We start from the raw sequence: 13,585 nt of genomic DNA, 5'->3' as shown, positions 1-13,585 counted from the left end.
TCAGACCTCCTCGAGATCGTCGTTGAAACCGGCGGCACCGGCGTACGCCTCGCCCAGGGAGAGCGCAGAGACCGGGCGGTCCGGGTCGGCGCAGGCGTCCGTGAGCAGGGCCAGGTACTGCGCGGCGATCCGCTCGATCGTGGCGCGGTCGAAGAGCTGCGTGCTGTACTCCAGCTGGCCGCGCAGCTCGTCCTCGAACTCGAAGAGGTCGAAGCGGATGTCGAAGATCGAGGTCGACCGCACGTCGTCCAGCCGTGTCATGGTCACGCCCGGCATCTCGGCCCGGCGGCGCCGCGCAGGGATGTTCTGGAGGATGAACATCACCTGGAACAGCGGGTTGCGGTTGGCCGCCCGCTCCGGCTGGAGCTTCTCCACCAGCGCCCGGAACGGCAGGTCCCGGTGCACGAAACCCGCCAGGGTCGTGGCACGGGTGCGGCTGAGCAGCTCGCGGAAGGACGGATCGCCGCCGACGTCGCCGCGGATGACGAGGGTGTCGGCGAAGTAGCCGACCAGCGGGCCCCATTCGGGCTTGTCCCGGTTGCCGACGGGCGTGCCCACCAGCAGGTCCTGGCGGCCGGTGAGCCGGGAGAGGAGGGACACGAAGCCGGCGAGGGTGACCATGAACAGGCTGGCCTTGTTGGCGCGGGCGAGCGTGACCAGCTCCGCGCGCAGGGCCTCGGGCACCTGGAAGACGTACCGGTCGCCGGCGAAGCCGGCCACCGCCGGACGCGGCCGGTCGGTGGGCAGGCCCAGGTCGACGGGCGCGCCCGCGAGCTGCCGGGTCCAGTACGCCGCCAGTGCCTCGCCGCGCGGTCCGGCGAGGCGCTCCCGCTGCATCCGGGCGTAGTCGGTGAACTGCGCCGTGAGCGGCGGCAGGGTGACCTCGGTGCCGGTCACGAACCCGGCGTACAGGTCAGCCACCTCCTGCAGCAGCACCTGGAGCGACCAGCCGTCGGAGACGATGTGGTGGATGACCAGGGCCATGATGTGCCGCTCGGGGCCGGTGCTGATCAGCGCCACCCGGAAGAGCGGAGGCCGCCCGAGGTCGAAGGGGCGGTGCACGGCCTCGGCGAGGACCCGCTCCGCCTCTGCCTCGCGCTCCGCCTCCGGCAGGTGCGTCAGATCGGTGACCTCCAGCGGCAGCGGCACCTCGTCGGCCACCACCTGGTGGGGCACCCCGTCGGCGCTCACCACGTACGCCCGCAGCATCTCCTGCCGACGGACGACCGTCTCCAGGGCCCGGGTCAGCAGCGCGGCGTCGAGCCGGCCGTCGAGGCGCCACATCATGGGGGAGTTGTACGAGGCGTTCCCCGGGTCCACGCGGTCCAGCAGCCACAGCTGCTCCTGGGTGACCGACAGGGGGGCGCCGCCGCGCGGGTCGTGGCCCCACTCGGAACTATCCGTCATGGTGCTTCCTTGCCGTTGCCAGAAGAGTGTCCAAGGCGGTGCCGGGATCTTCCGCGACGGCAACGAGCACGTCGGTGATCTCCGCGAGCAGGGCGGTCGCCGTCTGCTCGGTGCAGCGCGTCAGATCGTGGCTGAGCAGCGCGCGCAGGTCTCCGTCATCCTCGTAGAAGACGAGGTCGAGGTCGTAGAGCGTGTGCGGGTCGTGGTTGAGCAGGCCGGCGGTGAGGCCGGGGAAGGCGGGGGGCACTTCGGGGGTGCTCTGGTGTGAGAACAGCACGTTCACCAGGGACTGGAAGCCTGCCCGGCGCCGCGGCCGCAGCTCCTCCACGATGCGCTCGAAGGGCAGCTCGCGGTGGGCGTACGCACCGAGCGAGCTACGGCGCACCAGTCCCAGCAGATCACGGAAGGTGGCCGCGCGGGACACGTCGGTGCGGACCACGAGCAGGTTGACGAAGAAGCCCGCCGCGGACTCGAACTCCGGCCTGCTGCGCAGGGCCGCCCTGGTGCCGACGGCGATGTCGCTGGCTCCGCTGGCACGGTGCAGCACGACGGTGAAGGCGGCGAGGAGCAGCATGAACGGGGTCACCCGCTCGCGCCGCCCCACCTCTTGCAGTGCACGGTGGACGGGGCGGGGGAAGGTCGTCCACTGGGTCGCGACGGCCCGACCGGTGCCGGCAGGCCGGGTGTCCGGGGTGGCTGCGGGGGCGAGGGCGGGGAGCGGTTCCAGACCGGCCAGCTGCTGCTTCCAGTAGTCCAACTGCCGCTTTGCGCCCGCGCTTTCGGCCCAGGAGCGCTGCCAGTGCACGAAGTCGGAGAACTGCGCCGTCGGCGGCTCCAGCCCGGCCGGTCCGCCGTCCAGCTCGGCCGCGTACAGCGAGGCCAGTTCCGGGAGCAGGACGTTCCACCACGACCAGGCGTCCGAGACGATGTGGTGCAGGGTGATCCGCAGGACGTGCTCGGTGGGGGACAGGGTGACCACGAGGGCGCGCATGGTCGGCCCCTGGGCGAGGTCGAAGCGCCGCCGTACGTCGCTCTCGAGCAGCGCCGCCAGCTCGCTCTCGCGCTCCGCCTGCGGCAGGTGGGCGAGAGAGACCACCGGTACGTCGAGGAGGGTGTCGGCGCCGATCTCCTGCACCGGAGCGCCGTCGACGACCGGGAAGGTGCTGCGGAGCGCTTCGTGGCGCCCGCGCAGCTGCGCGAGCGCACGCGTCATGGCCCCGACGTCGAGCGTGCCGGTGAGCCGGAAGGTCATCGGGTCGACGTAGACGGGGGATCCCGACATCCGCTCGAGGAACCACATGCCCAGCTGCCCGGGGGTCAGTGGGTGCCGGACACCGTTGAGGGTGGTGCTATTCGGCACGCGCGCCGCCCTGGGCCCGGGCCGTTCGGCCGTTGGCGGCGGCCTCCCGGGCAATGGCGCGGAAGAACTGCGGATAGCTGGGGGAGGTGTGCTTCGCGTACGACAGCGTCAGATCGTGGCGCTCGCGGAGCTGGTTGATCGGGACGACCATGGCCGCGTGGTGCTCGATGTGCAGGTTGTTGCCGTTGGTGTACCAGGTGCTGAACCAACTGCCGGTGATCGAACGGGTGTTGCGCAGCACGTCGGTGCTCGTGTTGTCGCACATGATGTGCTCGGGCAGTTCGACCAGGAAGTGCAGGGGTACCGCGACCAGCAGGGGAAGCAGCCATACCCACACCACCAGTTCGCCCTGGCCGAGCGCGATGAGCGCGACGGCCGCCAGGATCGGCAGCGCGAACAGCTTGTATTCGGCGACCACTTCGCGCTTGCGGGCCTCGGCGATCTGCCCGGTGTCGTACGTCCAGGAGCCGGTCCAGGCGCGCACGATGTCCGCGGCCGCACCGCCCAGCCGGCCGAAGGCCAGGGCCTCGCGGACCAGGGCCCCCCAGGTGACGGGCTGACGCGAGTCGAAGCCGAAGAACTCCGAGTCCTGATCGGTGCCCAGGTAGCGGTGGTGTTGCAGGTGCCGGACGCGGTAGTGGCTGTACGAAACCAGCATGGGAACGCCCAGGGGGACGCCGGCGATCCGGTGCCAGCGGGCGCGCCGGAATGCCGAGTGGTGCAGGCACTGGTGCTGAAGCTCCAGCCAGTGTGCGTACATCGCGCCGATCAGTACGACGCCGAGCACGCGCAGCGGCCACGGTCCGGCCAGCAGCGCGAGCGCCGCGCCGAGCACCCAAATGGCGTATGCGACAAGGAGTTTGAAGATAAAGGTCCGCTCGTCGGCGGCGGTGACCTTAGCCCGCCGGAACAGGTCCTGCGGCGACGCTGTGCTTGCGTCGGAAGTCATGTGGCACCTTCCCCTGTGGCAGCCTCCTGCGAGGTCGCTGCAGCAGCCGGGGCAGGCGTCAGCGACCTCAGTGTGGATGAGGCACGAAGTTTGGAAGTGGCGCCCGTCGGCCCCGAGGGTGGGGGAGGGCGTGCGCGTGGATGAAGAGGCGTCGAACGCGTCGAGGGCGTGCGGAAGCGTCGAGGGACCGCACTGGATGTCCCGGGACCCGCGGTCGGCTGCGACCGCCGGCAGACGTCTGCGGACCGACTCGCGTGATGAGCCTGTGATGGGTCAACAGCCGTTTGTTACCCGGGAGTTGGGGAGAAGAGGGGTCGGCGGAAGCGGAATGCGTCGGAGAGCGGGCCCGCTACCGCGGAAGGTTGGCGACGAGGCACGCCGCCTGGGCGGAGGCCGTCGGCTGCTCGAACAGCTGGTTGAGCAGCAGGCCCTCGAGCTCGAGGGCGGAGTCCTGGTCGATGCCGTGCGCGGCGAGGAGTCGCCCGATGCTCTGGAGCGCGAGCAGGGAGTAGCCGCCGAGTTCGAAGAAGTCGCTGGTCTCGGCGTCGATGAGGCCGGGCTCGATTTCGAGTACGTCGGCCCAGATGTCCGCCACGACGGCGGTTACCGCCGGCAACTCCGCCGCGTACGCGGTCGTGTCGTGCGGTGTAGTGCTGCTGTCCATGCCCATACGGATCCCCCCGTAATGTGAATGAGTGTCAACGGAAGAGCCGGGACGTGCGTGGATGGTCATTTCGACACGCCCGTCGACCGGTTGGCGCCTTACAGTTGGAGCAACCCCCGTATCCAAACATGCTGTCGAGCCGGTTTGCAAGGTTCCGAGGTCCCCGGTTGCGTCTCGCCCCTGGCCTGCGAAGACGAGGGCGGGTGGTGCTGGGCGCGCCTCGGTTGCGAGGGTCGGACGCTGTGGTACTGTCACGGCAGCGTCGGGGGCTCAAGCAGTTTTCAATTCTTTTGCAAGCTCGGTAATCGACGCGCTCCCTGCCGGTCCCACGCGACCTGGCGATCAATCAGGAGCGCTCTTCAAACATTCTGCGCCGGGGACCACGAGTGGTCTTCTCCGGGCATTCCCAATAGGGCTGGACATCGTGATTCCGCGCGCCTTGGCCGGGATCTGCAGGGGGCAGTGCCTTGATACGAGTCGACCATCAACCGACAGCCCGCAGGGGCGCGCCGGCGCCACCGCGGACACTGGGAGTGCTCGGCGGCATGGGCCCCGCGGCCACCGCCGAGTTCCTCCGCCTGCTCGCCCTCGCTGCCCCCGCTGAATCGGATCAGCAGCATCCGCGGATTGTGATGCTCTCCGATCCCGGTATCCCGGAGCGGACCGGCGCCATTCTGGCCGGCACCGACGAGCCGGTTCCCCCGCTGCGAAGCGGAATGTCCCAACTGGCTTCGTGGGGCGCTGATTTCATCGCCGTCCCGTGCAATACGGCGCACGCCTTCATCGACCGGATCGTGCCCGAGATCGCGGTGCCGGTCGTACACATCGTCGATGCGACCCTGCGCGCCGCCATGCGGGCCAACCCGGAAGGCGGCTGGCTCGCGGCGACCACGGGCACGGTGTTCAGCGGCATCTACCAGAAGCGGGCGGCCGACCTCGGCTACCGGCTGCTGATCCCCGAAGAGCCCGAGCAGGGCGACATCCACGAGGCGGGCGTACTCGTCAAGGCGAAGCGGCCGGACCGGGCCGGGGCCGTACTGGCCGCTGCCATACGCCGGTTGTGGGAGCGGCACGACCTTCCCGTCCTGGGTGCCTGTACCGAACTTCCCCTCGCCTACGCCGCCGCCGGGCTGCCTGAAGAGCGGTCCGTCTCCAGCCTCGCCGCCCTGGCCGCCGCGTGCGTGGACATGCTCTACACCCCGCAGGCCACGGTGGCCGGCGGGGCGAGGAGTTGAGCGGTGCGCCGCGGAGCGGGCTACGGCCGTTCGGCCGACCCGCCCGCCAGCACCAGTTCCGCCAGCTCGTCGGCGCGGGCGAACCGCACGTCACCCCGGGAGAGCGCGAACTGGATGAACTGCTCCAAGGCGTGCAGCCGCGAGGGCCGGCCGGTGAGGAAGGGGTGGACGGTCAGCATGCACAGCGATCCGAAACTGCGCATGGCCTCCAGCTCGGCGGTCCACAGCTCGACCACCTTGGAGGGCGCCTCGATCAGCTGCCCGATGTTCGGCTCGGGCAGGAAGGCGTACTGCTCCCAGTCGTCCAGCAGCCACTGCACCGGCAGCTCCGCGAGGGTCGAACCGCCGGTGCGCATCGCGTAGGGGCGGTCGTCGTCCATCAGTGAGGAGTCGTAGCGCACCCCGAATTCGCCGAGCAGATCGAGGGTGAAGCGGGTCATCTCCCAATTCGGGGCGCGATATCCGACCGGCTCCACCCCGAACTTCGAAAAGGTCTTGAGGCTGCGCTCGATCTCCTCGCGCTGTTCGCTTTCGGAAAGGTGGACCGGGTGTCGGTGGGTGAATCCGTGCATGGCTATCTCGTGTCCGCGCTCGGCCACCGTCTCCATGACCGAGGGCCACCGCTCGGCGCTCACACCGGGCACGAAGAAAGTGGCGGGAAGGCTGTAGCGATCGAGCAGGTCGAGGATCCGAGGCACCCCCACGCGGGGTCCGTAGGCCTGGTGGGACATGGTCGTCAGGTGGTTGAGGTAGTGCTCGCCCCGGGCGAGGACGGGGGACTCGGCGTCGACGTCGACGCTCAGGACCACGACCGCGGAGGCCCCCTGCAACCAGTCGCCCACCGGCGCCCGCTCCGGCCAGTCGACGGTCGGAACCTCGATCTCTTCTATCACTGATAAACCCTTTCCAGGTGAAATGGAAGGCCGTTCATGCGGCTTTCCGACGATACTCTAGCAATGCGCGAAGAAAAAGGAAGACGCGTTCAGATGGGAAATCCAGTGAGTGATATTGCGGCGACCGACGGACAGTTCCGAGTCGTGGTAAACGACGAGGAACAGTATTCGGTGTGGCCGGTGGACCGGGAGATACCGGCCGGCTGGCGCGACGCGGGGAAGCAGGGCGCCAAGGACGAGTGCCTCGCCCACATCGAAGAAGTGTGGACGGACATGCGCCCCCTCAGCCTGCGCGAGCAGCTGTCTGCGGGTGCCCCGGACACGGGGGCCGGATCATGAACCTCTCCCTGACGATCGCCGGCGAGGCCGTGCCGGGCGCCGCCCTGACGCCGGTCGAGGATCCGGCAACCGGCCGCCACTTCGCCGACGCGCCCGCCTGCTCCGCCGAGCAGCTCGACGCGGCCGTCGCGGCGGCCGCGGCGGCCGGCCCGGACTGGGCCGGCCGGCCGGCCGACGAGCGCGCGAAGCTCCTGCGCTCCTGCGGTACGGCCCTCGGCGCCCACCTGGACGAGGTGGCCGCCCTGTTGAGCAGCGAGCAGGGCAAGCCGGCGCCCGCCGCCCGCGCCGAAGTCCAGCTGTCGGCGGACTGGTTCTCCCACACCGCCGACCTGCGCCTCGGCGTGGAGGAACTGGGCGACGACAGCGCCACGATCACCCTCGAGCGAGTGCCGCACGGGGTCGTGGCGGCGATCGCGCCGTCCAACTTCCCCATCATCCTGTCCGTCTGTAAGTTCGCGCCCGCGCTGCTCGCCGGCAACACGGTGGTGCTCAAGCCCTCTCCGGAGACCCCGCTCTCCACCCTGCGCATGGCGGAGGTGCTCCGGGACTGCCTGCCGCCCGGCGTGCTCAACGTGGTCGCCGGCGACCACGCGCTCGGCGAGGCCCTCACCTCGCACCCCGGCATCGACATGATCTCCTTCACCGGGTCCGTCGCGACCGGCCGCGCCATCGCGCGTCAGGCCGCCGGACACCTGCGCCCGGTGGTCCTCGAACTCGGGGGCAACGACGCCGCGATCGTCCTGCCCGACGCGGACGTCGCGGCCATCGCGCCCGCGCTCTTCCACGGCGCCATGGTGAACAGCGGCCAGTTCTGCGCCGCGATCAAGCGGATCTACGTACCGCGAGCGAAGGCCGGTGCACTCGCCGAGGCGCTCGCCGCCCTGGCGGACGCCGCTGTCGTCGGCCCCGCGAGCGACCCGGCCTCGGTGTTCGGCCCCCTCATCAGCCGCGCCCAGCTCGAGCGGGTCGCCCGGCTCGTCGACGACGCGGTCAAGGGCGGGGCGCACGTGGTCACGGGCGGTGCACCGCTCGACGGTCCGGGCCACTTCTACCCCCCGACCGTGGTCACCGGGCTCCCCGAGGGTACGGAGCTCGAACTGGAGGAACAGTTCGGCCCGGTCATCCCGGTCATCGCGTACGACGAGCCGGCCGAGGCCGTGCGCCGCGCCAACGCCACCCCTTACGGCCTCGGCGCCTCCCTGTGGGGCTCCGAAGAGGCTGCCCAGGAGCTGGCGCCGCTCCTGGACAGCGGCACGGTCTGGATCAACACCCACGGGGATCTGCGGCCCAACGTGCCCTTCGGCGGTGCCCGTTGCTCGGGCCTGGGCGTCGAGTACGGCTACTGGGGATTCCTGGAGTACACCCGGATCAAGGTCCGCAACAGTGCCTCACAGGGGGAGCGATGAGAGCGGGGATCCGCCGCACGGCCGGGATTCTGGGTGCCGTGTGCACCGCAGGCGTCACGCTGTTCGTCTTCGGGGCCGGTTTCGGGCCGGTGCCGGCCCTCGGCAAGGCGCTGTCGCCCGGCGGCGGCGTCTGGCAGTCCGCCGAGGACGCCCGCACCCCCGGCAACGAGCGGCTTCACATCCCCGGGCTGTCGAAGCCCGTGGACGTCTCGTTCACTTCGGACGGCGTCGCTTCGGTACGGGCCTCCTCGGACGACGACCTGTTCGTGGCGCAGGGCTACCTCGCCGCGCGCTTCCGCCTCGTCCAGATGGACGTGCAGCGCCGGCTCGGCGCAGGCCGGCTCGCCGAACTCAACGGCCCCTCCGGAATCGATTCGGACGTCTTCGAGCTGTCCCTCGGCATCCGGCGTACCGCCGAGGCCACGTGGGCGGCCACTCCACGCGACGGCAAGGCGGCGAAGGCGCTCACCGCCTACGCGGCAGGCGTCAACGCCCGGCTGGACGAGCTCGAGGCCAACGGACAGTGGCCCACCGTCTACGGCCTGACCGGAGTGCGGCCCGAACGCTGGTCACCGGTGGACAGCCTGACCGTCCAAGGCGTGCTCACCCAGACGCTCAGCTTCGACTCCCGGCCGCTGACCTACGCACTGCTCAGCAGCTCCCTCGGCGCCGAACGGGCCTCGGAGTGGTTCCCGGTGCTGCCGGCCAACGAGCAGCACCCGTACGCGCCGGGCCCGTACCAGAACCTCGGTATCGCGCCGCTGCCCAGCCCGAACGCCAACGCCGCCGAAGCCGGGGGCCACACCGGAACGCGCGCCGACGGCTCGCCCGCGGCCCCGGCCGCTCCCACCGCCCCCGCGACCTCGGCGACCCCCGCGGTGGCAGAGACCGGCAAGGCGTCCGCCGAGGCCGCGACCGCCATCCTCACGAGCATGGCCGGACTCCCCGACACCACACGGCACCTGTACCCGAACAGCAACGCATGGGTGGCCAACGGCCCCAAGGCCGGCGACGGCGCGCTCCTCGCGGGCGACCCGCACCTGAAGCTGTCGCTGCCCTCGTACTGGTACCAGATGTCGCTGAAGTCCCCCGGCTACGACGTCAGCGGATCGAGCCTGCCCGGCATGCCGGCCATCCTCATCGGCCGGAACGCCGACATCTCCTGGTCGCTGACGGCCGTTCAGAACCAGTCCACCTTCTTCTACCGCGAGAAGACCGACCCGGAGCACGAGGACGCGTACTTCTGGAAGGGGGCCTGGCACCCGGTTCAGAAGATCAAGTACACCGTTCCGGTCCGTGGCGGCGCCCCCGTCCCCATCGAGGTGGACCTGACGGTCCACGGCCCCCTGCTCACGAAGAAGGGCGAGACCACCGCCGTCGAGTGGATGGGCAACCGGCCCTCCCAGAACCTCACCGCCCTGCTGAACCTGAACACCGCGAGCGACTGGAACGGCTTCCGCAACGCCCTGCGTGACTGGCAGGCCCCCGCCCAGAACTTCGCGTACGCCGACCGCAAGGGCAACATCGGCGTGATCGCGCCGGGTGCCTACCCGCAGATCGCCCAGGGCGACGCCCGGGGCCCGCTCCCCGGCACCGGCGAGTCGGACGTCGTCGGCACCATCCCCTTCGACGCGGTCCCCCAGGTCTACAACCCCCCGTCGCACCTCCTGGTCACCGCCAACCAGCGGCCCGTCGGCGCGGACTACCCGTACTACATCGGCCCCGCCTCGAGCTTCGACACCGGCTACCGCACCAACCGCATCCTCGGCGAGCTCACCAAGGCCGAGACGCACACGGTGGACGCCTTCTCGAAGCTTCAGAACGACGTCACCGACGAGCTGGCCCAGCGCATGCTGCCCAAGCTGCTCGAAGCCCTCAAGGGCGCCGAGCTCACCCCCCAGCAGGAGGCCGCCCGCAAGCTGCTCACCGAGTGGAACGCCTCCATGGACGCCCAATCCCCGGCGGCGGCCGTCTGGTTCGCCTTCTACGGCGGGTACGTCTCCGAGGTCTTCCAACCCTGGTGGGACTCCGCCAAGGTCCCGGTCGAGACGGACCCGGCCGGCCTGGACCTGCTGCGCACCCCCGTCGCGCTCATGCAGAACCTGGAGAAGTGGACCCTGACCGACCCCGGCAACGCGGCCTTCACGCCGCCGGGCAAGCCGGCCCGGACCTCCACCGATGCCATGCGGGCCGCCTTCACCGGTGCCGTCGCCTTCCTCGACGGACGTCTCGGCAAGGACCCCGCCGGCTGGACTTGGGGCCGGATCCACGAGCGGGTCATTCCGTCCCTGACGGGAGCACCCGCGCTGGGAGACGGGCCCTACCCCGCCGGCGGTAGTCCGTGGACGGTGAACGTCGCCGAGAACGGCCTGACGTCCGACTACGGCCCGAGCCTGCGGATGGTGGTCGGCTGGAGCGCCTCCGGTACGGCCGACGCCCGCGCGGTCTACCCGGGCGGCCAGAGCGACCATCCCGCGTCGCCCTGGTACAAGAACCTCGCCCCGTACTGGTGGAAGGGCGAGCTCCGGCCGCTGCGCACCGCCGACGAGCAGGGCAGCGGGGACATCCAGTGGACGCTCCGGGCGGAAAGGTGACCGACATGACCACGACCGAGACCCCGCACGACCCAGGCGCGCGGACCGTGTCGGAGCAAGCGGAATTCACCGCTTCTCCCGCCCCGGTCACACGTCGGCGGGCCCTGAGGGGAGCCGTGACGATCCTCGGCGGCGCCGCCCTCGTCTGGCTGGGCACCCTGGCCGCGATGTGGTTCCTGCCGTTCCTGGTGGGCGCCGTGACCGGCGTCGTGTCCACGTTCACGGCCGGTGGGCGCCCGCGCGGCTACCTCGTCGCGTCGTGCGCGGCGGCACTCGGCTGGGCGCTGCCGCTGGGTGTGCAGGCCCTGGGCGGAGCGCCGGTGGGGGAGGTGGCCCGTACGACCGCCGCCCTCGCGGGCCTGCCGCCGCTGGCCGCGGTGGCGTTCGGACTGACCTTCCTGGTCGCTGTGGTCCAGGCGCTGGCCGGCGTCTGGTTCGGACGCACGGTCGTCCCCAGGCGCCAAAGCCGTGCGACGCCCGCCCAGGCCGCCACCACGATCTGATCGCCGCAGTCGGTCACCCCCCCCACGGCAGAAGGGAACCACGAGATGGCGCTGTCCCTCATCGGCAGCAAGATGGCCACGCTCTCGGGCCTGCGCAACATCATGGAAGACATCGCGGTCAGCACGGCTTCGGGTCCGGCGGACTGGCTGAACCTGGGGATCGGCAACCCGGCCCCGATCCCGCAGGCCATCGCGGAATGGCGGAGCCTGACCGAGCAGGCGCTCGCCGAGGACTTCGCCTCCGCCAGCTGCCTGTACGGGCCATCCCGCGGGGCGCCGGTGCTCGTGCAGGCGATCACCGATTACTTCAACGACCGCTACGGGTGGGGGATATCACCGTCGAACGTCGTGGTCGGCCCCGGGAGCCAGATGCTCTGCTTCATCGCGGCAGCGCTGTTCTCGGGGCCGGGGGAGCCGCCGGGAAGCCGCCTGAGCAAGGTCGTACTGCCGATGGCACCCGACTACACGGGATACCAGGGGCTGGCCATGCACCCCGGAGGCATCACCGGGGTGCCGGCGCAACCGGTGGCGGAGGAGGGCAACTTCTTCCGTTACTCCTTCGACTTCCCGGCCCTGGAGCGTCAGGACGACATCGGCATGCTGCTGCTGTCCAGCCCCGGCAATCCCACCGGCCGCACCGTCGACGCCGCAGAGCTGGACTTCCTGACGGGCCTCGCCGCCCGGAGGGATGTGCCGCTCCTGCTCGACCACGCGTACGGCGAGCCCTTCCCCCGGATCGGCCTCACCCAAGTATCACCGACCTGGCATGAGCACGTCATCAACTGCTTCACCATGTCCAAGGCGGGACTGCCCGGCGAGCGGGTGGCCTTCGCCATCGGCGCGGAGCACTACATCAGCCCCATGGTGTCGTTCCTCGCGAACTCCGCCCTGCACGCGCCCCAGCTCGCACAGACGGTTATCGCGCGCTCACTGTCGACGGGCCGGCTGGACGCGCTCGTCTCCGAGGTCATCAGCCCCTTCTACCGTGAGCGGCGGCTGATGGCGGAGAAGATGTTCCTCGAGCTCATGCCGGACGGCGTGGACTGGCGGATGCACTCCGGGGACGGCGGCATGTTCTGCTGGTTCTGGATCAACGACAGCCGCTTCGACGACAGGGAGTTGTACGAGCGACTCAAGCGCAAGAGGGTGTTCATCGTCCCCGGCCGGCACTTCTTCGTGGACGAACCGGCGGCGCCTTCCCAGGGATCGGGAGCCCACCGCACCCAGTGCTTCCGCGTCAGTCTCAGCCCCGACCTGTCGGTGCTGGCGCGGGGCAGCGTACTGATCGCCGAGACCCTCCGCGAGATGTGCGGCGGAAGCTGAGATCGCCCCGGCAGCAGGTACCGAAGTCTCGGAACCTGCTGTCGGGGGTAGTGATCCGTCTTGTCGTCGGCTCCTTGTTCCTGCCGGTGCGGTCGAGGTCCCGGCGCCGACTTCCGCCCTCGGGTACGTCTCGACTGGTCGTCGCCGGGGCAGGGAGCCGGGGCGCGGGAGGGGTGCTGCACTGCCCTGATGGTGCGTCGGAAAAGTCAGCAGCAGGTCAGCATGAGTCCTGAAAGACCTGGGGAGAGCTGACCGAACTTGCGAATCGTTGTAGTCTGCGGAGACCGCCCTTGACCTGCGGGAAGCAGGCAGGGAGCAGACAAATCGGGAGTTTCCTCATGCTGCGCACCATGTTCAAGTCCAAGATCCATCGGGCCACGGTGACCCAGGCCGATCTGCACTACGTCGGCTCCGTGACCGTCGACGCCGATCTGCTGGACGCCGCGGATCTGCTGCCCGGGGAGCTCGTCCACATCGTGGACATCACCAACGGTGCGCGCCTGGAGACGTACGTCATCGAGGGGGAGCGCGGGTCCGGGGTCATCGGGATCAACGGGGCCGCCGCGCATCTCGTGCACCCCGGCGACCTGGTGATCCTCATCAGCTACGCGCAGGTCGAGGATGCCGAGGCCCGGGTGTTCAAGCCCCGCGTCGTGCACGTCGACGGCGACAATCGGATCGTCGAACTGGGTGCGGATCCGTCCGCCCCGGTGCCGGGAACCGACCAGGAACGCAGCCCCCACGCCGTGGCGGTGGCAGCGGCCGAGGCGCAGCTGGGCACCGGCTCCGCGCTGCGGTGACGGGGCCGGGCCTAGGCCGTCTCTTTCGGATCTTGCCGGGCCCGCGCTGCCCGGCACCGCACCTCGCTGCGTTGTCGGAAGCGCCCCAGTACGTCCAGTACAAGGACGCTCC

Annotated in this window: 12 protein-coding genes; 7 read left to right on the top strand and 5 right to left on the bottom strand. The window is 70.3% G+C overall.

Going from position 1 to position 13,585, the window contains the following annotated elements:
- The 4 genes from ABZX75_RS05130 to ABZX75_RS05115 form a co-directional block, all read right to left on the bottom strand.
- The gene (locus ABZX75_RS05130; RefSeq protein ID WP_355407986.1) at positions 1-1,407 is read right to left on the bottom strand and encodes a condensation domain-containing protein; all 1,407 of its coding nucleotides are present in this window, start codon (positions 1,405-1,407) and stop codon (positions 1-3) included.
- Positions 1,397-2,767, bottom strand: a complete 1,371-nt coding sequence (locus ABZX75_RS05125) for a condensation domain-containing protein (protein WP_355407984.1) — start codon at positions 2,765-2,767, stop codon at positions 1,397-1,399. Before ABZX75_RS05125 ends, ABZX75_RS05130 begins: the two co-directional genes overlap by 11 nt.
- The gene (locus ABZX75_RS05120; RefSeq protein ID WP_355407982.1) at positions 2,757-3,716 is read right to left on the bottom strand and encodes a fatty acid desaturase; all 960 of its coding nucleotides are present in this window, start codon (positions 3,714-3,716) and stop codon (positions 2,757-2,759) included. The genes ABZX75_RS05125 and ABZX75_RS05120 overlap by 11 nt, the downstream gene beginning before the upstream one ends.
- Before the next feature lie 349 nt (positions 3,717-4,065).
- Positions 4,066-4,380, bottom strand: coding sequence for a phosphopantetheine-binding protein (locus ABZX75_RS05115; RefSeq protein WP_355407980.1), 315 nt, complete (start codon positions 4,378-4,380; stop codon positions 4,066-4,068).
- Positions 4,381-4,913: 533 nt separating this feature from the next.
- Here ABZX75_RS05115 and ABZX75_RS05110 point away from each other — a divergent pair.
- Positions 4,914-5,615: an amino acid racemase gene (locus ABZX75_RS05110; protein ID WP_355407978.1), complete on the top strand. Its 702-nt coding sequence runs from the start codon at positions 4,914-4,916 to the stop codon at positions 5,613-5,615.
- A 20-nt stretch (positions 5,616-5,635) separates the two neighbouring features.
- On the opposite strand, the gene ABZX75_RS05105 is transcribed toward ABZX75_RS05110, so the two are convergent.
- Positions 5,636-6,508 carry a polysaccharide deacetylase gene (locus ABZX75_RS05105; protein ID WP_355407976.1) on the bottom strand — a complete coding sequence of 291 codons (873 nt, stop codon included), beginning with the start codon at positions 6,506-6,508 and terminating at the stop codon, positions 5,636-5,638.
- 93 nt (positions 6,509-6,601) lie between these two features.
- Between ABZX75_RS05105 and ABZX75_RS05100 the strand changes: the two genes are divergently transcribed.
- The 6 genes from ABZX75_RS05100 (at position 6,602) to panD (ending at position 13,473) form a co-directional block, all read left to right on the top strand.
- A complete protein-coding gene (locus ABZX75_RS05100) occupies positions 6,602-6,847 on the top strand; it encodes an MbtH family protein (protein WP_355407974.1) in 246 nt (81 codons plus the stop codon).
- The gene (locus ABZX75_RS05095; protein WP_355407972.1) at positions 6,844-8,253 is read left to right on the top strand and encodes an aldehyde dehydrogenase family protein; all 1,410 of its coding nucleotides are present in this window, start codon (positions 6,844-6,846) and stop codon (positions 8,251-8,253) included. The genes ABZX75_RS05100 and ABZX75_RS05095 overlap by 4 nt, the downstream gene beginning before the upstream one ends.
- Positions 8,254-8,291: 38 nt before the next feature.
- Positions 8,292-10,847, top strand: coding sequence for a penicillin acylase family protein (locus ABZX75_RS05090; protein WP_355407970.1), 2,556 nt, complete (start codon positions 8,292-8,294; stop codon positions 10,845-10,847).
- A gap of 5 nt (positions 10,848-10,852) precedes the next feature.
- The gene (locus ABZX75_RS05085; protein WP_355407968.1) at positions 10,853-11,350 is read left to right on the top strand and encodes a hypothetical protein; all 498 of its coding nucleotides are present in this window, start codon (positions 10,853-10,855) and stop codon (positions 11,348-11,350) included.
- A gap of 45 nt (positions 11,351-11,395) precedes the next feature.
- Complete coding sequence (locus ABZX75_RS05080) at positions 11,396-12,673, top strand: aminotransferase class I/II-fold pyridoxal phosphate-dependent enzyme (protein WP_355407966.1); 1,278 nt, start codon at positions 11,396-11,398, stop codon at positions 12,671-12,673.
- Between the two features lie 338 nt (positions 12,674-13,011).
- Positions 13,012-13,473 carry an aspartate 1-decarboxylase gene (gene panD, locus ABZX75_RS05075; protein ID WP_355407964.1) on the top strand — a complete coding sequence of 154 codons (462 nt, stop codon included), beginning with the start codon at positions 13,012-13,014 and terminating at the stop codon, positions 13,471-13,473.
- Positions 13,474-13,585: the final 112 nt, after the last annotated feature.

Source organism: Streptomyces sp. NPDC003038 (assembly GCF_040611115.1).
Classification (GTDB): domain Bacteria; phylum Actinomycetota; class Actinomycetes; order Streptomycetales; family Streptomycetaceae; genus Streptomyces.
The sequence above is the reverse complement of the archived record's forward strand: the minus strand, read 5'-3'. Positions and strand labels throughout refer to the sequence as shown.